The organism is Streptomyces hesseae, from assembly GCF_031845785.1.
GTDB classification, from domain to species: Bacteria; Actinomycetota; Actinomycetes; order Streptomycetales; family Streptomycetaceae; genus Streptomyces; species Streptomyces hesseae.
Window position 1 is genome coordinate 67,168 of the sequence record NZ_JAVRFI010000002.1, and the last position, 17,870, is coordinate 85,037.

The following is a 17,870-nucleotide window of genomic DNA, read 5'->3' on the forward strand; positions in this document are numbered from 1 at the left end:
GCCTTCGCACCTGGACATCGATCACTGTAGGGGTACGGGCGCCCGGGCCGCCAAGGGTTTTACGGTCCCGGTGGCTGCCCGGAACCGGCGGCTGCCCGCTCCGGGCGTCAGTAGGGCTTACGGGCCTCGATGAGGAACCGCGCGGTGTGCGCCACGAAGGGGCCCTCGCTCTCGATGCGGTCGTGCAGCTCGCGCAGGCGGTCCCGGTACCGGTCGACGGTGAAGTCCGGGACCATCCAGATCACCTTGCGGAGGAAGTAGACGACCGCGCCGACGTCGAGGAACTCGGTGCGCAGGGATTCCGCGCGGACGTCGGCGACCTCCAGCCCGGCGGCCTCCGCAGCGCGGCGGGCGTCGTCGGGGTGCCGCTTGCGGCGCACCTCCTCCGGCTGCGGGCCCAGGAAGTACTCGACCAGCTCGAAGACGCTCGCGGGACCGACCTGCTGGGAGAAGTACGTGCCCCCGGGCCGGAGCACCCGGGCGATCTCCTCCCACCACACCGTCACCGGGTGCCGGCTGACCACCAGGTCGAAGGCCTCGTCGGCGAACGGCAGCGGCGGTTCGTCCTCGTCATGGACGACGGCCGCGCCGAGGGGGTGGAGCAGCCGGGTGGCCTTGGCCACGTTCGGCGGCCAGGACTCCGTGGCCACCACCAGCGGCGGTAGCTTCGGCACCCCGGCGAGCACCTCTCCCCCGCCGGTCTGGATGTCCAGCGCCGCCGCGGCATGCGCCATGCGCTCGCCCATCATTCGCTGGTATCTCCACGACGGGCGCTGCTCGGTGGCCCGGCCGTCCAGCCAGGAGAAGTCCCAGCCCGCCACCGGGACCGTTTCCGCCTCCGCCACCAGCTCTTCGAATGTCCGTCCCATGCCTGGATCATTCCAGTTTGTCCTGGAAACCGGCGACCTGATTGTCCGGCACGCCCTGGCCGGGGGCCGGCGTCGTCGGCGTCGTCACGGCCGCCGTGCTGTCCGGGGGCGTCGTCCCGGGGCCGGGAAAGTGGATTGCCCGGCTCGAACCCGTATGCGTACCGTCGCCGTCCATGACCCCGACTCTGCGCACCGCGCGTCTGCTCCTGGAGCCCTACGTACCGGAAGACGAAGAGGGCTTCGTCGCCCTGTTCCAGGACACGAGGGTGTCCCAGTGGATGGGCGACGGCCCGGCTTCCGAGGCGGACGACCGGGCGCTGTTCGGGCGGATCTTCACCAAGGTCTACGCCCGGGAGCTGTTCGACGTCTGGGCCGTGCGCCGGGACGGGGTCCTGATCGGGCATGCCGAGATCAAACCGACCGGCGTCGTAGACGGCCACGAGATCATCTATGCCCTCACCCCCACGGCGTGGGGAGGCGGTCTGGGGACCGAGCTGGCGGAGAGGCTCGTCGCCTACGGTTTCGGCACTCTCGGGCTGGCCGAGGTGCACGCCACCGTGGCCGAGCAGAACGGGGCCTCGCTGGCCCTGCTGGGCAGGATCGGTTTCACGCACGTCCGGGACATCGAAGAGGACGACGGCACTGTCACCCAGGTGCTGACCCGCCATCGCACCACCGCGCCCCTTCACTCTCCTGAGTTGCCGCCGGTGCGCTCGCCGGAGTGAGCGGACGGCCTCCGGACCCGGGCGGAAGCCGTCGCGTGACAACCCCGCCCCTTTCCCCACGCCGCGTGAGGTTCGAGCCCGCCCGCGCGGGTCGCCTTCGGGATCCCGCCCCCGCACGCCCGTTCCGGTGGGTCGCGTTCCGGGCCCACCATCAGGGCAGATGCCAAGGAAAGAGGTAACCCCATGAAGTCGAGGACCTTCCGCCTCGCACCGGCGGTGGCAGCCGCCACCGCGGTGCTGTTGCTGGCCGGTACGGCGGGGGCGGCCGTCGCGGCCCCGTCGGATGAGTCCCCGAGCGCGACCGGCAGCGCCACGAGCCAGCAGCAGGTCGACCCGGAGAAGGAGCACTGGGACAAGCACAGCCCGTACTACTCCGACGAGCAGTCCTGCCGCACGGCCGGCAAGGACGGCGTGGACCACGGCAAGTGGCACGAATACCAGTGCAAGAAGGTATATAACGAGGAAAAATATCGCTACTACTGGTGGCTTTACACCCACTGACGGCGAGCGGGTTCGCCCCGTGCTCTCCGGGCGGTTGCCTGGAGAGCACGGGGGCGGCCGAGGCCGCGCGTGTGCGCGCCCTCGTGCCGTGGTCGCTCAGCCCGCCGGACGTACATGGAGCTGGAGACCGCCGCTCCCCGGTTCCTCCACCCCGGGCAGGAGTCGCAGGTCGCGGCCGTAGTCGCCGCCCGTGAGCGTGCGGAACGGCACCGGCTCGTCCGTGAAGAGACCGTCGAGCCGTCGTATGTACGCCTGCTTCGCCTCCTCGTAGCGCTCCTCCGGCAGTTCGTTGCACCCGTACACCGCGAACGGCTCGAGCGGTGACATGCCGGTGAACCAGAACAGGCCGTGCTGGAGGGGGAAGAGGACGTCCGAGAGCGGGCCGTGAATGCCGCGGTCGGAGAACGACGACTCCCGGGCGCCGAGCGTCACCGACACAAGGGCCCGGCGGCCGCCCAGGGCGCCCTCGCTGTAGGGCGGCGGCACGGTGGAGCCGTCGCAGAACTCGTTGGTGAACACCCGGTCCATCCAGCCCTTGAGGATCGCCGGGACCGAGAACCACCACATCGGGAACTGAAGGATCACGGCGTCCGACCACAGCAGCTTCTCCTGCTCCGCCGCGATGTCCGGCGAGAGCCGCCCCGCCAGTGTGGCCTGTCCGGCGGCCGTCAGTACCTTCAGCCGCCGGTCCGGGGCGTGGTCGAGGTAGTCGTCGGCGTCCAGGCCGGCCTTCCACTTCATCGCGTACAGGTCCGACACCCGCACTTCGTGCCCCGCCGCGCGCAGGTGCTCGACCGCGACGGTCGTCAGGGTGGCATTGAGCGACTGAGGCTCCGGGTGGGCGCTGACGACGAGGATCTTCTTCGGCTGTTGCCGTTGCCGTTGCTGTTGCTGCTTCTGAGGCGTTGCTTCGTACATGACGCCAACGTTCTCCCGGGCACCGCTCACCAACCAGTACCCCCTTCAGCCTGCGGAACGCCGATCCTGGTATCGCGAGGACCACCCATGCCGCCGCCTCCCATACTTGATGCATGCACCGCGAAGGAATTGACGGAATAGGCGACACCCAACGCGCTCTCGGCGGCTTCCTGCGCGCACGCCGCGGGCGGGTCGCACCCGAGCACGTCGGGCTCACCGGGGGTGGCCGCCGCCGGGTGCGCGGACTGCGGCGCGAGGAGCTGGCCCAGCTCGCCGGGATCAGCGTGGACTACTACGTACGTCTCGAACAGGGCCGCGCCACCCAGCCCTCCCCCGAGGTGCTCGACGCGCTTGCCAGGGCACTCGGACTCGACGTGGCGGAACGCAAGCACCTCGCCACGCTGGCCGGTTCCGGCTCCGGGCACGGCCCCGCGCCGAAAGTCCGTGTGAGCCCCCTGCTGCGACGGCTCCTGGAGGCCGCCGGAAGCCTTCCGGTGTTCGTGACGAACCATCGCCTCGACGTGGTGGCCTGGAACGACCTGGGCTCCGTCCTCATGGGCGGGCTGGCGGAACCGGGTCGCCGCGCCCCCAACGAGGCCCGGTACCTCTTCCTCGACCCCGCCTCCCGGTCCCTCTTCCCCGAGTGGGAGGACAGGGCGGTGGAGGCGGTTGGACAGCTGCGGGTCAGCGCCGGGCGCTACCCCGACGACGTGGAACTGACCGCGCTCATCACCGAGTTGTCCTCCCTCAGCGCCGAGTTCCGGCGGATCTGGTCCACCGGCGAGGTCGTCATGTGCGCACGGGGGCGCAAGCGGCTACGGCATCCGGCGGCGGGTCTGCTCACCCTGGACTACGAGACGCTGCACGTTCCGGCCGCGCCCGGCGAGTCGGGCCTGGAGATGCATGTGTTCAGCGCGGAGGAAGGAAGCCAGGAGGCCGCGGTTCTGGCCCGGCTGGCCTCGCCGGCGGCCGCGGACGAGGTCCTCGCGCCGAGTGGCGGGTGAGCCGCGCCAACGCTGGGCTGGGCGGGGGACGTCCCGGAACGGCGGACCTCCGGCGTCGGCGCCCCGTCCTACGGTGGGCGCCATGGACGACTCGGCACCGGAATCCGACCCGGAATCCGCGTGGCCCGGTCAGGCTCCGGATCGCGCCGTCCTGGTCGCGTCCAGGCTGAAGGAACGTATCTACGCGACGATCACCATGATCGCGGTGGTGGTCGGGCTGGCCAATTCCGGGCATGCCGGGCCGAGGGGAGCCGCCGTGACGGTCGGGGTCACGGCGGTGGGGCTGTGGCTGGCCTCCGTCGTCGCGGACGGGCAAGCGCACCGGGTCGTGCACGGGCGCGGAGGCGGCGGGCGGCAAGTCCGGGAAACGTTGTTCGTGTCCAGCCCGCTGCTGCTGTCGGCTGTCGGACCGCTGATCCTCATCGCGCTGTCCGCCCTGGGGGCGATGGAGCTGCGGACGGCGCTCCTCACCGCGGCGGGGGTGAGCGTGTGGGTGCTGTTCGCGTGGGGCTGGTACGGGGGACTCCGCATGGGAGCCAACATGGCTGTCGCACTGCTGGCCGGGGTGGCGGACGCGGCGATCGGCACCGTCGTCGCCCTCGTCAAGGCCGCCGGTCACTGACCGGGCCGGGCTCGTTCTCCCCGCTGAACGACGTGCGCCTGCTCCCGGGAAGCGGGAGCAGGCGGTACGCCCATGGGGGCTTGCCGGGCCCCGGAGGCTCAGTACGCCGGAACGTGCTTGGGGCTGGGGCCGTGGGCGTTGTGGCGCGGCGTGGAGTCGAGGCAGGTGAACACCAGCAGGACGATCAGGCCCGCGAGCGGCACGAGACCGATCAGCACCCACCACCCCGAACGATCGGTGTCGTGGAGCCGCCGGACGGTGACGGCGAGGCTGGGGAGCAACACGGCCACGATGTACAGGGTTCCCAGGATCGAGCCCGTTCCGAGCACGTTGTCGAGGATGGTCAGCACGATGCTGATGACGCTGCTCACCAGGGTGAACATCCAGTATTCCTGGCGCCGCGCACGCCCGTTGAACACGGCGTATTTCTTGAGTACGTCCACATACCAGTTCACTGGTTCTCCAGTTCTCCCAAAACAAAGGACCCCGAAGGGCCCGCCCCATAAGTAAAGGCGAGGTAAAACCTACATCATGTGAACGACTGGTGGAAATCGGACGGAGGCTGCGTGCACTCAGGCGCCAAATGCCGACCTGGGGCCGAAAGTCCGGCCTCATGGGGCCGAAGCCGAAGAGGCTCGGCCTGAGAGCGCGGGAGAACACGATGGCAAAGGGACAGTGAAATCGCGGTACAGGGGCAAGGGCAACGACGAAGCCGTGCTTTCCCGCTCAGCCGGAGTGTTTCGGACCGGGCAGGGGCGGGCCCGATCACCGGACATCCGCTGGGCCTGACGGCCACTCAGACCGACTGGCCTCGAACGCGGTGGAGTCAGCTTCGGGCGCGCTGGGTGGCCGCGATGCAACCGAGGACGATCACAGCGGTGACGGGGGCGAGGGGAGAGAGTTGCTCTCCCATGAGGAGGACCGACCACACGAGCGTGATGAGGGGCTGGGCGAGTTGGAGCTGGCTCGCCCTGGGCACCCCGACGGCGGCCATACCTCGGTACCACACGACGAACCCGCCGAACTGGGATACCGCGGCGAGGTAGGCCATGCCGACGGCCGCCTTGGCGGTCGGGTGCACCGGTTCCCAGGACAGGGACAGACCGGCGACCAGGGTGGATACCGGAAGGGCGGCGACGAGGCCCCACGCGATGACCTGCCACCCGGGCATGTGGGAGGCGAGCCGGCCGCCCTGGGCGTATCCGGCGGCGCACACCAGCAGAGCGCCGAAGAGGTAGGCGTCGCCCAGGGTCGGCAGGCCGTGGCTCTGCTGGAGGGTGAAGGCGACCACGGCGAGGGCGCCGAGGCCGGCCGCCGTCCAGAACGCGCGTGAGGGGCGCCGGCCGGTCAGCGCGGCCGAGATGGTGGCGGTGGCCACCGGCAGTACGCCGATGACGACGGCCGAGTGCGCGGTGGTGGACGTCCGCAGGGCGAGCGTGGTCAGCAGCGGGAAGCCGATGACACAGCCGCCGGCCACCGTGAGCAGGCCCGGCCAGTGCTCCCGCGCGGGCACCGGCACCCTGGCCGTGAACAAGCAGACCGCGGCGAGCAGGCCCGCCAGCAGCCCCCGCACACCGGTCGCCGACCACGGGCCGAAACCGTCAAGGGCCCACACGGTGGCCGGAAAGCTGAAGGAGAAGAGCACCACGCCGAGGGTGGCCAGGAGAGTACCGCTGCGGACCGCTATCGCCGAAGGTCGGGTAGCGCTATCTTGTGCTGTCATGAATAACGGTAGCAGTGTCGCTCAACTGGCCGGTGTTTTAAGGAATGAGCTGAGCCGCTACTCGGAAGGGGAGAAACTTCCCTCCAGTAGAGCGCTGGTGACGCGGTATCAGGTCAGTCCGGTGACGGTCTCCCGGGCGATCGCCACCCTCGCCGCCGAGGGACTCGTCGTCTCCCGGCCCGGCGCCGGTGTGTTCAAGGCCACCGCCCGTCGTGCCACGGGATCCGTCGGCGACGTCTCCTGGCAGGAGGTGGCCCTGAGCGCCGATCCCCCGCACACCGCCGTCGCCCCGGGCGGCCACGGCCCGGGTGCCACGAGTGTCCTGGCCGCCCTCACCACCCCACCGCCCGAGGTCATCGACCTCAACGGCGGCTACCTCCACACGGAGCTCCAGCCGGAGCGGGCCCTGGCCGCCGCCCTGGCCCGCGCCGGCCGCAGGCCCGGCACCTGGTCCCGCCCTCCGGTGGAGGGCCTGGCCGAGCTACGGGACTGGTTCGCGCGTGACATCGGCGGTCCGGGTGGCTCGCTCGACGCCTCGGACGTCCTGGTCACCGCCGGCGGCCAGAGCGCGCTCACCACGGCCCTACGAGCCCTGGCCGCACCCGGCTCCCCCGTCCTCGTCGAGTCCCCCACCTATCCCGGCATGCTCTCCGTCGCCCGCGCCGCCGGATTGCGGCCCGTCCCGGTGCCGGTCGACGCCGACGGTGTGCGCACCGATCTGCTGGCCGAGGCGTTCGAGGCCACCCGGGCCCGGGTGTTCGTCTGCCAGCCGCTCTTCCAGAACCCCACCGGCACCGTCCTGGCACCACGGCGGCGCGCGGCCGTACTCGACATCGCCCGGGCGGCGGGCGCCTTCGTCATCGAGGACGACTTCGCCCGCCGCCTGGCACACGCGGACTCCCCGCCCCTGCCACTCCCCCTGGCCGCCGACGATCCGGACGGCGTCGTCGTCCACGTGCGCTCGCTCACCAAGGCGACCTCTCCCAGCCTGCGGATCGGGGCCCTTTCCGCTCGCGGCCCGGTACTGGAGCGGCTGCGCGCGGTCCAGGTCGTCGACAGCTTCTTCGTCGCACGCCCCTTGCAGGAGACCGCCCTCGAACTGGTCGGCTCCCCCGCCTGGGCCGCCCACCTGCGGGCGCTCGCGAATGCCCTACGGGACCGCCGGACCACCCTGCTCACCGCGCTGAGCAGCGCGCTGCCCGCTCTCGTACCGCGCCGGACACCACACGGTGGATACCACCTGTGGCTTCGACTGCCCGACGGGACCGACGAGTCCGCCATCACCGCGAGCGCGCTGCGCCACGGCGTGGCGGTCACCGCCGGCGGCCCCTACTTCACCGCCGAGCCACCCGCTCCCCACCTGCGGCTGAGCTACGTCAACACCCCTGGCACCGCCCAGCTGAAGGAAGGCGTCCACCGGCTCCGCCGGGCCTTCCCCTGACTCCGCGAGCCGGGGGAGACGGGGTCGGGGCCGTTGGGGACCGCTCCAGCACGATTGCCTTGCACCGCAAGATACTGACTATCATGCACCGCATGACAATCAGTCGGCTGCCGGAAGGCGACCAGCGCCGCAGTCAGCTCCTGCGCGGGGTGCTCGACCTGTGCCTGATGACCCTCATCGCCGAACGCCCGCGCTACGGCTTCGAGATCGTCGAGGCGCTGGAAGAGCGGGGGATGGAGCTGGTGAGCGAGGGGAGCATCTACCCGCTGCTCGCCCGCATGGAGAAGGCCGGGCTGGCCGACAGTTTCCGCGCGCCGTCGGCTGCGGGCGGCGCGCCCCGTAAGTACTACCGGCTGACCGATGCCGGGATCGCCGAGCTGGCCTCGGGCCGGGCGGTCTGGCAGTCGTTCACACGAGCGGTCGACCGGACCCTGTCCGCCGGCCCCACGGAGGGAAGCACATGACCACTGGCATGACCACGGACCGGATACTCGACCACTGCCGCACGGAGTGGATGTTCCAGGACTTGCCGGAACGGGACCTCGACGACATGATCGCCGAGCTACGGGACCACTTGGACGACACCGCCCGCGCCGGCAAGATCCCCGAAACCGTCGTGGGCGAGGACATCACCGCCTTCGCCACCGCCTGGGCGGCGGCCCGGCGAGCACCCGCCCGTGGCGGCCTGCCTCGCCGCCTGGCCGGGCACACGTACGCGGGCGCGGCCGCGCTGCTGGCGGGAGGGCACCTGGTCGGCTGGACGACGCTGACGGAGGTCGTACCCGCCTCGGTCGTGGCGGTGGCCCTCTTCGCCGCCGTCATGACCTTCACCCCGTACTGGCGGGCGCTCTTCCACTGGCCGTTGTGGCGGTGGATCGCGCTCTGCACCGGCTTCTCCGGCATGCTGCTGGGGCTCTTCCTGGTCGGCGGGCGGCCCGTGCTCCTCCACGTCCCGCTCTGGGCCACAGGGCTGCTCCTGCTCCCCGGTGCCCTGTCCACCGTGGCCTCGCTCGCCCGGCGGCGATGAGGGCTCTACGTCTACGCTGCGCGCCGTGAGTACCGACATATACGGCTGCGTCGAGGTCCGGCACCCTTCCGCCGACCTTTGCCCGCACCCTGGTCGGCTGCCACCGACTACTGGTGGTCATCCTGGTCGACGACATCACCCACCGGAGACGAGCTCGGCCAGGTGGTGCAGCGAGTTGGTGAGATGCTCGGGGCCGAACGGCGGGAACTGGATGTACTCCCGGATGGACTGCGGCACCGCCGACCAGTCGTAGGTGAGCGTGACCTCGGTCTCGGACGGACCGAGCGGCGCGAGGTCGTAACGCCAGAACCAGCCGCCGAACTCCAGGTGGCCGTCGTCCTTCTCCTGGCCCGTCAGCCAGCCGATGGCGCGCGGCGGGTCGAGCACCGAGACCTTGTTGGCCACCCGGTAGTCACCGTTGGGATGGTTGGCGTGATACATGTCCATCCGGAAAATCTGCCCCACCTCGGTCAGCGGCGCCCGGTCGACAGCTTCCTGAACCCAGCCGGTGCCATCGATCGCGGCGTGGGCCGTCGGGTCCGCCAGCACCGCGAACACCCTCGCGGCGGACACGGCGACCGTCAGGGTGGCGCTCACGTTCTCCTGGTCCACGGTGTGCACGCTCCTTGTCATCTCGCCCCGGGCCTCCCGCAGACGCGGAAGGGGGGTACACATCCTGCGACACACCACCACGACCAGGCCGTGACCGGCAACGGCAACCGCCGCGACCACCGACCCGGCGAACCTATGCGGTCACAACACTAGGCGAACCTCTGCAGGTCGCCCGGCTTCGTACCGTCAGGGCCCACCACGTAGGCCATGACCGTGCCCACGCGCATGATGGCGTCGGACGAGTCGTCGGTGGCGTCGGCGTCGGTGGCGTCGGCGCCCGACTCGATGGTGAGCGTCTTCACCTTGCCGCCCTTGTCCGTGTGCCGGGACGCGACCAGGTTCTTCATACCGGCGGTGGCGTTGTCCAGCGGCACAGGATGTAGGCAGCCTGTCGGTGTGATGTCGGCCGCCACGTACAAGATGGTGCGCATGACCGAGCTTCTCGCATCATCTGATGACGTCCGTCCCCTCACCGCTCTCGACGACGGGTCCGGGCCCAACCTGCTGGTGGTCCACCCGGGTGGCGGAAACGCGACAGCCTGGGACGGCGTCACCCGCCACCTGACCGGCGACTTCCGCGTCGTCAGGATCAACCGACGGATCTACGCTCCCGGAGCGGACATCGCACTACCCCACTCGATGGCCGTCGAGGCAGCCGACATCATCCGCGTCGCGGAACTCCTCGACGGCCCGGTACTTCTCGTGGGGCATTCCTCGGGCGCCGTCGCCGCGCTGGAAGCCGCGTTGCTCGCCCCGTCGGCGTTCGCCGGGCTGTTCCTCTACGAACCCCCCATGCCCACCCGGGAGCCGATCGCCGGGGCCGCGGGAGTACGTGCCCGTGCCGCGCTGGACGCGGGCGATCCCGTCGAGGCGATGCGGATCCACATGCGCGACATCGTCCGCATGCCCGCAAGCACCGTCGACGCGATGTTCGCCGACCAGGCGATGCGAGCGGCGTGCTCCGCCTACGCGACGGCGCAGATCGCGGACAGCGAGGCGATCGACGCGCTCGGCGTCGGTATCGATCGCTTCGCGAACCTCGAAACGCCCACGACCCTGATCGAAGGAGACCTCAGCCCCGCCCACTTGCGCGAGCGCCTGTCCGACCTGGCCGCAACCCTGCCGAACGCTCGGATCGCCACGCTCACCGGCCAAGGACACGTCGCCCACCTCACCGCTCCCGGCGCACTGGCCAACGCCATCCGGGACATGGCGGAACAAGTTCTCCACGTAAAACACGTAAGAAGCGACCGGGAGTACCGCGCCGGCTGAAGCGCTCATCCGGCTGCGCCCGCCCAACCCGGTGAACGTTCCCGGTCACGGCACGAGGGCATGTTGCGAAAGTGCCACCGCCGGAAAAGCCATTGACGCTCGCCGGTGTCGGGCGGTCGGATGACGTGCCATGAACGCAAGGCAGATGCATCCCGGCATGCGCTCCATCGACGCCGACCTTGTACAGCGGCTGATCGCCGGGCAGTTCCCGCAGTGGGCGGGGCTGGCAGTCGAGCGGTTTCCGTCCGGTGGGACGGTCAACGCCATGTACCGGCTGGGCGATGACATGGTCGTACGGCTGCCGCTCGTGCAGGGCGGGGCGAACGACGTGTCGATGGAGCGGACGTGGCTGCCCCTGCTCGCGCCTCACCTGCCTACGGCCATCCCTGAGGCACTCGGGGAGGGGGAGCCTGCGGAGGGGTACCCGTGGCCGTGGTCGGTGTACCGGTGGCTGACGGGGGAGAATCCCGAGGCAGGCGCCCTGAGCGAGCCGGTGCTGCTGGCCGGGGATCTGGCCGGGTTCGTGGTGGCGATGCGGAGCATCACCTTGCCGGGTGCGCCGCAGGCCCACCGCGGGGGGCCGGTCGCCTCGCTCGACGCGGAGACCCGGGCGGCGATCGAGGAGCTGCGGGGGATCCCACAGGAGGGTATCGACTGCGATGCCGCCACTGCCGTGTGGGAGGAGGCGCTGCGGGCCCCCGGGTGGGACGGGCCGCCGGTGTGGCTGCACGCCGATCTCATGCCGGGCAATCTGCTGGTGAACGGTGGCAGGCTGACCTCGGTAATCGACTTCGGGTGCCTGGGGGCGGGCGATCCGGCCTGCGATCTGTTCCCGGCGTGGAATCTGCTGCCGGCAGAGGCGAGGGAAGTGTTCCGCGAGGCGCTGGGCGTGGACAACGCGACCTGGATCCGCGGCCGGGGACGGACACTCTCGCAGGCACTGATCGCGTTGCCGTACTACCGGAGGACGAACCCGGTGATGGCGCACAATGCCCGGCATGTGATCCGGGCGGTGCTGCAAGAGGGCTGAGGCCCGAGCGTGTTGGGAGTGTGCTGGTCACAGCCACTCGTCGACCGCTGCGGCCAGCACAGTGGCCTGGAAGCGGATCGCGGGCTTGTCGTATCGCGTGGCCACGGCCCCGGTGGCGCTTCAGTCCGTTGATCCCGCACTCGACGGCGTGGCGCTTCTTGTGGTCCTCCTTGCCGAACTTGGGCGGACGGCCGCCTCGGCAGCCGGGCTTCTTGCGGTTGCGGAGCGGACCTTGTCCGGCCTGGTGCGTGGTCGCCCCGGCCCGGTTCTCGGCACGCGGATGCTTTGCGCCACGATGAGGCCATGAATGACGTCACCATCCGCCCCTGCCGGACCGAGGAGTTACCCGCAGTCGCCGCGCTGCGCTGGCATTGGGTGCGGGAGTCGTATGGAACTCCCGACGCCGCGCTCGACGAGTTCGTGCCCCGGTTCGTGGCATGGGCGCGGGAGAACGAGTCCACTCACCGGTGCGTGGTGGTGGTACGTGGCGACGTGGTCATCGGCATGGCGTGGCTGGCGATCACCGGGCGCGTGCCGCATCCGGGCGCGTTCACGCGGGTGTCGGGGGACGTGCAGTGTGTGTACGTGATGCCGGGCGAGCGCGACCGCGGCCTGGGTGGGGAGCTGATCGAGGCGGTCCTGGCGTGGGCACGTGAGCTGGGCCTGGAGCGGGTGACGGTGCACTCCAGCGACCGGGCGGTTCCGGCGTACTCCCGGCACGGCTTCGAGGTATCGCCCCGTCTGCTCCAGTACGAGGTGGGCCGGGACGGTCCGTCACAAGGACGTGGCACTCACTCACGCTAATGTGCGCAGGTGAGCGTTCATGTCGTCATAGGATTCGGGCCCGCCGGGGCCGCCACCGCGCGGTTGCTTGCCGAGCAGGGCCATTCGGTGCGGGTCGTCACCAGGTCGGGCCGGAGCCCGGAGCCCGGCATCGAGCACGTCGCGTTGGACGCGGCGGACAGCGGGCGGTTGAGCGCGGCCGTGCGGGGCGCGGCCGCGATCTACAGCTGTGCCGCGCCGCCCTACCACCGTTGGGCGAGTGAGTGGCCGCCGCTGGCCTCGTCGCTCCGGGCGGCGGCCGAGGAGACCGGGGCCGTCCTGGTCATGCTGGGCAACCTCTACGGCTACGGGCCCGTGGACGGCCCCATGACCGAGAAACTGCCGCTCGCGGCCACCGGGCCCAAGGGACGGGTGCGTGCCGACGTCTGGGGGCAGGCGCGGAAACTGCACGAGCAGGGTCGTATCAAGGCGGTCGAGGTGCGGGCCTCGGATTTCTTCGGGCCCGGTGTGACCGATGGCGGGCATCTGGCCGCGCGGGTCATGCCACGGCTGTTGCGCGGCAAGGCGGTCTCCACGCTCGGGAATCCGGACGCCCCGCACAGCTGGAGCTATCTCCCCGACGTGGCCGCGGCCCTGGTCGAGGTCGCCGGTGAGGAACGGGCCTGGGGGCGGGCGTGGCACGTTCCGACGGAGCCCGCGCTGTCCGTCCGGGACATGGTCGGCCTCCTTGCCGATCAGGCGGGCACGGGGCCGGTCGCGGTGCGTGGGCTGTCACCGGCGGTGCTGGGTCTCGCGTCGGTGTTCTCGCCGCTGATCCGCGAGCTCAAGGAGATCCGCTACCAGTTCGACCGACCGTTCGTCGTCGACTCGAGCGCTTACGAAGCCGCGTTCGCCGTGCGTGCCACGCCTGTCGCCGAACAGGTGAAGGCGACGGTGGACTGGTGGCGTGAGCGACCGGCCACCGCCCGGTGACGTCCGGGGCGGGCGGGGACGGCTTCCCTCACGGTTTCCAAGCCGCCTCGTCGCCCCTCCCCCGGTCCAGCAGGCGCGGGACGCCGGCCGCTCCCAGCTTGTCGGGGTTGCGCACGGCGTACATCCCATGGATCAGTCCGTCCTCGATCTCGAAGATCAGCACGTGGTCGAGCCGATCGTCCAGGCTGAGCAGCAACGCGGGCAGGGCGTTGCAGCTCGCGAACTCGGCCCGGGCCCCGGCCGCGCTCGTCCTGGCGACCCCGGCGACGAACCGTGCGACTTTCTCGCGTCCCATCACCGGACGGCGGGCGGCGCTGACCCGGCCCCCGCCGTCTGAGACGTGGACGACGCCCGGCGCCATCAGGCTCATCAGGGCCGCGACGTCGCCCGTGCCGGCCGCGCTCAGGAAGCGGCCGACGACCTCCCGCGCCGCGCGGGCGTCGTGGTGGAAGCGCTTGCGCCTCGACCGCACGTGCTCGCGTGCGCGGTGGGCGATCTGACGTGCCGTGGCCTCGGTCTTGCCGACCATGTCGGCGACCTCACGGTGTGAGTAGCCGAACACCTCGCGGAGTACGAACACCGCGCGCTCGTCCGGGCTCAGGGTCTCCAGCACCAGCAGCATCGCCATGGACACGGACTCCGCGAGCACGGCGTCCTCGCTCACGTCGGGTTCGGTGCGGACCGGTTCGGGGAGCCAGGGCCCCACGTAGTCCTCCCGTCGGCGCCGTGCCGTGCGCAGATGGTTCAGCGCCTGCCGGGTGACCGTACGCACCAGGTACGCGCGCGGGTGCTCGACATGCTCCTGGTCCACACCGTGCCACCGGAGATAACTGTCCTGCACGACGTCCTCGGCGTCGGCCGCGCTGCCGAGGATCTCGTAGGCGATCGTGAACAACAGCGGCCGGCACTCCGCGAAATCCCGCCCCTCGTTCAACGCTCCACCCCGCATGCCGATCGCCGCCCTCCCACACGTACCTGACCCATCATCTAGGCATCGCACGGCCCGGATCCGTAGTGCCGACGCCGGTGACATGCGCCACAGGGTGGGTGAACGACATGTCGTCGTTTTGCCTGGGCGGACGCCGGACAGCGTGCCGGCCTCGCACTGTGGGACGGGCCCCGGTCCCATACGGACGCCGCCGTCTGGACAGCGCTGTGCCCTCGACCGGTGGGCGGCCGAAGCGGCGATTCTGCTGCGGGACGAGGGGGGTGGCCCAGCCGTACGTTCTCCGTGCGGTTGGGGTCCGGGTGGCGGCCGGCCCTGGAGCTGGTGACGGACGGGGCGCGGACGGTCCCTCGGCGCCCACGGTGCGGATCGCGACGCCCACGGGCGGCGGTGCCTCCGCGCCGGTGCGATCGAGGCCGGCCGGCTGCACCCGCTGGGCGCCCATTCCCGCGCACCGGGGCGCGCGTCGTCGCCGCGTGGGCCGGAGAAGGATCTTTCGTTCCTCACGAACGCGCGACGTACAGGGCCATGACGACGAGCGCGAAGGCGAGGACCAGGGAACCGACGAGTGCGTTGCGCACGGAACGACGGTTCCGGATGGTGCGTCCTCGGGGAGGAGAGTCGGAGGTCGCGGCAGCGCTTCCGTCCTTCCCGGGCGGCTGCCGCGTGGCGACGGCCGGGTAGGGCGCCGTGCGGGCCCTGAACACCGCGATCGTGGCACCGGTGCGTAAGGACTCCCCCGGGCGGTGGTACATGGCCCGCAGGACTCCACGGACCGGTGAGGTGATCACGTACTCGACGTGGTTCGCGACCACCTCGAGCAGGGGGTCGCCGAGGGCGACCGCCTCGCCCGCCCTCTTGCGCCGGCGGACCACCGTCACGTTCCGTAGGCCGTCCTGCCAACCGGCGGGGACCGTGGGCATGAAGAGCGTGTCGTAGCCGGAGACGACGCCGGAGCGGGCCCTGACCGTTCGGGCCTGTCGCGACGGTCCTTTTCCGGCGTCGGGCGGGGCGGGTGAAGCGGCGTTGCGGGGCCTTGGTTCGGCGGGTACCGGTGGTGAGAGAGCCACCACCTCCGTGGTCAGGGCCCTGGTCAGCGCGGCCTGTTCGGTGATCAGGTCGGTGACCGCGGGCGGGAGCCATACGGTGGTGGTACCGGCGTGCGCGGCGCAGTGGTCCAGGATCTCCCGGACGCCGGGCCGTTTACCCGGGGCCTTGGCCAGGCCCGCCGCGATCAGGGGGGCGAGCTCTGGGGGAACGCCGAGCAGATCGGGTTCGTCGTGGACGACACGGTAGACGACGGACGCGGTCGGGCCGTCACCGAACGGGCCGTGCCCGGTGGCGGCATAGGCCAGTACGGCGGAGAGGCAGAACACGTCGCTGGCCATCGTGGCCTCGCGGCCCTGGAGTTGCTCGGGGGACATGAAGGACGGCGTGCCGATCACTCCACTCTGGGTGACGCGGGAGGTGGCGTCCAGCGCGCGGGCGATCCCGAAGTCGATGACGCGGGGGCCGTCGTCGGCGAGGATCACGTTCGCGGGCTTGAGGTCACGGTGCACCACACCGCAGCCGTGGATGACGCCCAGCCCCTCGGCCAGACCGGCCCCGAGCACGGCGACCGTCGCGGCGGGCAGTGGGCCGCAGCGACCGACCGCGTCCCGTAAGGACGGGCCGGGGATGTACGACGTGACCAGCCATGGCGGGTCGGCGCCGGTGTCCGCCTCCACCACTTGCGCGGTGTAGAAGCCGTTGACACGGCCGGCGGCGTCGACCTCCTGGGCGAACCGCCTGCGGAACACCGGGTCCTCGGCGAGCTCCGGCCGTACCAGCTTCACCGCGACCGTCCGGCCGCCGCGGGAACGCCCGAGGAAGACCTGTCCCATTCCCCCGCTGCCCAGGCGCGCCACCAGCCGGTACGATCCGACCACCCGTGGATCAGCGGACAGCAAAGGCCTCATCAAGCTCATCAGGTCGCGCCCCCGTTGCGACGACACTCAACCGCTTCTTCGATGCTGGCAACAAATTGTCCGCCTGTGAAGCATCACGACCCGATACAGGCCACCCAGGTCACGCTGGGATCGTCTCGTTCCGGTCGCGAGGGGCAACCGGTCACAGCATGGCGGCGCGCCCGCGTACCAGGAGGTTCTGGGTGCCCAGGCTGATCGCCAGATACGCGTACAGCGACGCGGTACCCAGCAGCCCGGCCCCGGCGGCGTGGTCGATCCACTGGCCCAGCCCGAAGTGCGCGCCCACCGATGCCAGCCACAGCCCGGTGGTGGCCGCCGTTCCCTTGCGCAGCACCGCGCCCTCGGGGGCGCGCCAGACCCGTACGGTCCGTGCCCTGATCGCGCCGAAGCCCGCCGCGACGGCCAGGCTCACCACGAGGAGAGCCACGGGCAGCGCGGTCAGGGGGTGGTCCTTGACGACCGAGGCGACACCGAAGGCGATGCCCGCGATGCCCAGGACGCCGAAGACCACCGGGGCGACCAGCGAACCGACACGCCGCACCGGGCGCGTACGCAACTGCCGTACCACCACCAGGCCGACGACCGCCACGGCCGCGACCAGCGCGGCATCACCCTGCGAATTCTGCATGCCGACTCCCCCGTGTCCCCGTGTACGGCACGGCATTGCGCTCGTGCCGCGGCCCCCTGCCACTCCATTGTGCGTGACTTTCACTGGAGCATGATCAGCAGGCCCGGGGACGGTGAGGGGGTGCTCTACTTCTTGGCCGCCGGCCGGTAGGTGCACACGTGCACGCCCGTGCTGCTGGTGACCGTGGAGACCAGCTCCAGCGTGCGCAGCGCTCCGTCGCCAGGGAAGATCGTCTTCCCGCCGCCGAGGAGCACCGGCATGATCATGAGCCGGAGTTCGTCGACCAGGTTCTCCCGGAGGAGGGTCCGGACGAGGGTGGGGCTGCCCATGACGAGCAGGTCGCCGCCTTCGGCCGCGCGGAGTTCGCGGATGCGGGCGAGGACCTGGTCGCCGGGGATCCGGGTGGTGTTGTGCCAGGCGAGCTGGTCGTCGCTCAGGGTGTGGCTGACGACGTGCTTGGGGATGGCGTTCATCCGGTCGGCGAACGGGTCGCCCGCGCGCTCCGGCCAGGCGGCCGCCATCGTCTGCCACGTACGGCGGCCGAACAACAGAGCCTCCGCCTTCGTCAGGGCGTCGGCGAAGGCGCCGCCCACCGTCTCCGGGTCGAAGAACGGATGCGACCAGCCGCCGTGGGCGAACCCGCCGTCGGTGTCCTCCTCGGGCCCGCCCGGTGCCTGCACGACGCCGTCCAGGCTGATGAACTCGCTCACCACGATGCGCACGACTCGCTCCTCGTCCTCGATCCACACGGGCCGCGGCACCCGCCGCACGCCTCTTGAGAGATCGTCGCATCGACCACTGACAATGCCCGTGCGCGACGGACTTCGGCG

At 71.0% G+C, this 17,870-nt stretch carries 22 protein-coding genes; 11 read left to right on the plus strand and 11 right to left on the minus strand.

What is annotated here, in order from left to right:
- Positions 1–107: 107 nt before the first annotated feature.
- Both RM609_RS03180 and RM609_RS03185 read right to left on the minus strand, forming a co-directional pair.
- The gene (locus RM609_RS03180; RefSeq protein WP_311607724.1) at positions 108–869 is read right to left on the minus strand and encodes a class I SAM-dependent methyltransferase; all 762 of its coding nucleotides are present in this window, start codon (positions 867–869) and stop codon (positions 108–110) included.
- A gap of 7 nt (positions 870–876) precedes the next feature.
- Entirely contained in the window at positions 877–1,044 is a 168-nt protein-coding gene (locus RM609_RS03185; RefSeq protein ID WP_311607725.1) for a hypothetical protein, read from the minus strand.
- Between RM609_RS03185 and RM609_RS03190 the strand changes: the two genes are divergently transcribed.
- Complete coding sequence (locus tag RM609_RS03190) at positions 1,043–1,594, plus strand: GNAT family N-acetyltransferase (RefSeq protein WP_311607726.1); 552 nt, start codon at positions 1,043–1,045, stop codon at positions 1,592–1,594. The two genes, RM609_RS03185 and RM609_RS03190, sit on opposite strands and share 2 nt — an antisense overlap.
- A gap of 183 nt (positions 1,595–1,777) precedes the next feature.
- Entirely contained in the window at positions 1,778–2,095 is a 318-nt protein-coding gene (locus RM609_RS03195) for a hypothetical protein (RefSeq protein ID WP_311607728.1), read from the plus strand.
- A gap of 96 nt (positions 2,096–2,191) precedes the next feature.
- On the opposite strand, the gene RM609_RS03200 is transcribed toward RM609_RS03195, so the two are convergent.
- A complete protein-coding gene (locus RM609_RS03200) occupies positions 2,192–3,013 on the minus strand; it encodes an NAD(P)H-dependent oxidoreductase (protein WP_311607729.1) in 822 nt (273 codons plus the stop codon).
- 113 nt (positions 3,014–3,126) lie between these two features.
- Here RM609_RS03200 and RM609_RS03205 point away from each other — a divergent pair, with 113 nt between their 5' ends.
- Both RM609_RS03205 and RM609_RS03210 read left to right on the plus strand, forming a co-directional pair.
- On the plus strand, positions 3,127–4,017 hold the full coding sequence (locus RM609_RS03205; RefSeq protein WP_311607730.1) for a helix-turn-helix domain-containing protein: 891 nt from the start codon (positions 3,127–3,129) through the stop codon (positions 4,015–4,017).
- Positions 4,018–4,099: 82 nt separating this feature from the next.
- Positions 4,100–4,639 (plus strand): hypothetical protein, encoded by a 540-nt coding sequence (locus RM609_RS03210; protein ID WP_311607732.1) that lies wholly within the window; start codon positions 4,100–4,102, stop codon positions 4,637–4,639.
- A gap of 98 nt (positions 4,640–4,737) precedes the next feature.
- Here RM609_RS03210 and RM609_RS03215 read toward each other — a convergent pair whose 3' ends face one another.
- Both RM609_RS03215 and RM609_RS03220 read right to left on the minus strand, forming a co-directional pair.
- A complete protein-coding gene (locus RM609_RS03215; protein WP_311607733.1) occupies positions 4,738–5,094 on the minus strand; it encodes a DUF805 domain-containing protein in 357 nt (118 codons plus the stop codon).
- Between the two features lie 371 nt (positions 5,095–5,465).
- Positions 5,466–6,287, minus strand: coding sequence for a DMT family transporter (locus RM609_RS03220; protein WP_438828385.1), 822 nt, complete (start codon positions 6,285–6,287; stop codon positions 5,466–5,468).
- Between the two features lie 73 nt (positions 6,288–6,360).
- On the opposite strand from RM609_RS03220, the gene RM609_RS03225 reads away from it, so the two are divergent.
- From RM609_RS03225 to RM609_RS03235, 3 genes are all read left to right on the plus strand, one after another.
- Positions 6,361–7,803 (plus strand): aminotransferase-like domain-containing protein, encoded by a 1,443-nt coding sequence (locus RM609_RS03225; protein ID WP_311607735.1) that lies wholly within the window; start codon positions 6,361–6,363, stop codon positions 7,801–7,803.
- Between the two features lie 92 nt (positions 7,804–7,895).
- Positions 7,896–8,267 (plus strand): PadR family transcriptional regulator, encoded by a 372-nt coding sequence (locus RM609_RS03230; protein ID WP_311607736.1) that lies wholly within the window; start codon positions 7,896–7,898, stop codon positions 8,265–8,267.
- Positions 8,264–8,830: a hypothetical protein gene (locus RM609_RS03235; protein WP_311607738.1), complete on the plus strand. Its 567-nt coding sequence runs from the start codon at positions 8,264–8,266 to the stop codon at positions 8,828–8,830. The genes RM609_RS03230 and RM609_RS03235 overlap by 4 nt, the downstream gene beginning before the upstream one ends.
- 135 nt (positions 8,831–8,965) lie before the next feature.
- Here RM609_RS03235 and RM609_RS03240 read toward each other — a convergent pair whose 3' ends face one another.
- Entirely contained in the window at positions 8,966–9,442 is a 477-nt protein-coding gene (locus RM609_RS03240; protein WP_311607739.1) for an SRPBCC family protein, read from the minus strand.
- A gap of 149 nt (positions 9,443–9,591) precedes the next feature.
- Positions 9,592–9,873 carry a hypothetical protein gene (locus tag RM609_RS03245; RefSeq protein ID WP_311607741.1) on the minus strand — a complete coding sequence of 94 codons (282 nt, stop codon included), beginning with the start codon at positions 9,871–9,873 and terminating at the stop codon, positions 9,592–9,594.
- Between RM609_RS03245 and RM609_RS03250 the strand changes: the two genes are divergently transcribed.
- The 4 genes from RM609_RS03250 (at position 9,872) to RM609_RS03265 (ending at position 13,499) form a co-directional block, all read left to right on the plus strand.
- A complete protein-coding gene (locus RM609_RS03250) occupies positions 9,872–10,714 on the plus strand; it encodes an alpha/beta fold hydrolase (protein WP_311607743.1) in 843 nt (280 codons plus the stop codon). The genes RM609_RS03245 and RM609_RS03250 overlap by 2 nt on opposite strands.
- A gap of 145 nt (positions 10,715–10,859) precedes the next feature.
- A complete protein-coding gene (locus RM609_RS03255; protein ID WP_311608485.1) occupies positions 10,860–11,744 on the plus strand; it encodes an aminoglycoside phosphotransferase family protein in 885 nt (294 codons plus the stop codon).
- Positions 11,745–12,047: 303 nt separating this feature from the next.
- Complete coding sequence (locus RM609_RS03260; protein ID WP_311607744.1) at positions 12,048–12,548, plus strand: GNAT family N-acetyltransferase; 501 nt, start codon at positions 12,048–12,050, stop codon at positions 12,546–12,548.
- Positions 12,549–12,557: 9 nt separating this feature from the next.
- Positions 12,558–13,499 carry an NAD-dependent epimerase/dehydratase family protein gene (locus RM609_RS03265; RefSeq protein ID WP_311607745.1) on the plus strand — a complete coding sequence of 314 codons (942 nt, stop codon included), beginning with the start codon at positions 12,558–12,560 and terminating at the stop codon, positions 13,497–13,499.
- 28 nt (positions 13,500–13,527) lie between these two features.
- Here the strand turns inward: RM609_RS03265 and RM609_RS03270 are convergent, their stop codons facing one another.
- From RM609_RS03270 to RM609_RS03285, 4 genes are all read right to left on the minus strand, one after another.
- Complete coding sequence (locus RM609_RS03270; RefSeq protein ID WP_438828373.1) at positions 13,528–14,448, minus strand: RNA polymerase sigma-70 factor; 921 nt, start codon at positions 14,446–14,448, stop codon at positions 13,528–13,530.
- Positions 14,449–14,948: 500 nt separating this feature from the next.
- Complete coding sequence (locus RM609_RS03275; RefSeq protein ID WP_311607749.1) at positions 14,949–16,373, minus strand: protein kinase domain-containing protein; 1,425 nt, start codon at positions 16,371–16,373, stop codon at positions 14,949–14,951.
- Between the two features lie 181 nt (positions 16,374–16,554).
- On the minus strand, positions 16,555–17,040 hold the full coding sequence (locus tag RM609_RS03280; RefSeq protein ID WP_311607751.1) for a hypothetical protein: 486 nt from the start codon (positions 17,038–17,040) through the stop codon (positions 16,555–16,557).
- A 125-nt stretch (positions 17,041–17,165) separates the two neighbouring features.
- On the minus strand, positions 17,166–17,762 hold the full coding sequence (locus RM609_RS03285; protein ID WP_311607752.1) for a dihydrofolate reductase family protein: 597 nt from the start codon (positions 17,760–17,762) through the stop codon (positions 17,166–17,168).
- Between the last annotated feature and the right edge of the window lie 108 nt (positions 17,763–17,870).

What these genes read in the sequence shown, in the direction of transcription:
- RM609_RS03235 (WP_311607738.1), top strand. Translation starts at nt 8,264, where the DNA reads ATGACCACTGGCATGACCACGGACCGGATACTCGACCACTGCCGCACG.
- RM609_RS03280 (WP_311607751.1), bottom strand. Translation starts at nt 17,040, where the DNA reads ATGCAGAATTCGCAGGGTGATGCCGCGCTGGTCGCGGCCGTGGCGGTC.
- RM609_RS03245 (WP_311607741.1), bottom strand. Translation starts at nt 9,873, where the DNA reads ATGCGCACCATCTTGTACGTGGCGGCCGACATCACACCGACAGGCTGC.
- RM609_RS03195 (WP_311607728.1), top strand. Translation starts at nt 1,778, where the DNA reads ATGAAGTCGAGGACCTTCCGCCTCGCACCGGCGGTGGCAGCCGCCACC.
- RM609_RS03190 (WP_311607726.1), top strand. Translation starts at nt 1,043, where the DNA reads ATGACCCCGACTCTGCGCACCGCGCGTCTGCTCCTGGAGCCCTACGTA.
- RM609_RS03255 (WP_311608485.1), top strand. Translation starts at nt 10,860, where the DNA reads ATGCATCCCGGCATGCGCTCCATCGACGCCGACCTTGTACAGCGGCTG.
- RM609_RS03180 (WP_311607724.1), bottom strand. Translation starts at nt 869, where the DNA reads ATGGGACGGACATTCGAAGAGCTGGTGGCGGAGGCGGAAACGGTCCCG.
- RM609_RS03205 (WP_311607730.1), top strand. Translation starts at nt 3,127, where the DNA reads ATGCACCGCGAAGGAATTGACGGAATAGGCGACACCCAACGCGCTCTC.
- RM609_RS03270 (WP_438828373.1), bottom strand. Translation starts at nt 14,448, where the DNA reads ATGCGGGGTGGAGCGTTGAACGAGGGGCGGGATTTCGCGGAGTGCCGG.
- RM609_RS03260 (WP_311607744.1), top strand. Translation starts at nt 12,048, where the DNA reads ATGAATGACGTCACCATCCGCCCCTGCCGGACCGAGGAGTTACCCGCA.
- RM609_RS03250 (WP_311607743.1), top strand. Translation starts at nt 9,872, where the DNA reads ATGACCGAGCTTCTCGCATCATCTGATGACGTCCGTCCCCTCACCGCT.
- RM609_RS03225 (WP_311607735.1), top strand. Translation starts at nt 6,361, where the DNA reads ATGAATAACGGTAGCAGTGTCGCTCAACTGGCCGGTGTTTTAAGGAAT.
- RM609_RS03200 (WP_311607729.1), bottom strand. Translation starts at nt 3,013, where the DNA reads ATGTACGAAGCAACGCCTCAGAAGCAGCAACAGCAACGGCAACGGCAA.
- RM609_RS03185 (WP_311607725.1), bottom strand. Translation starts at nt 1,044, where the DNA reads ATGGACGGCGACGGTACGCATACGGGTTCGAGCCGGGCAATCCACTTT.
- RM609_RS03230 (WP_311607736.1), top strand. Translation starts at nt 7,896, where the DNA reads ATGACAATCAGTCGGCTGCCGGAAGGCGACCAGCGCCGCAGTCAGCTC.
- RM609_RS03210 (WP_311607732.1), top strand. Translation starts at nt 4,100, where the DNA reads ATGGACGACTCGGCACCGGAATCCGACCCGGAATCCGCGTGGCCCGGT.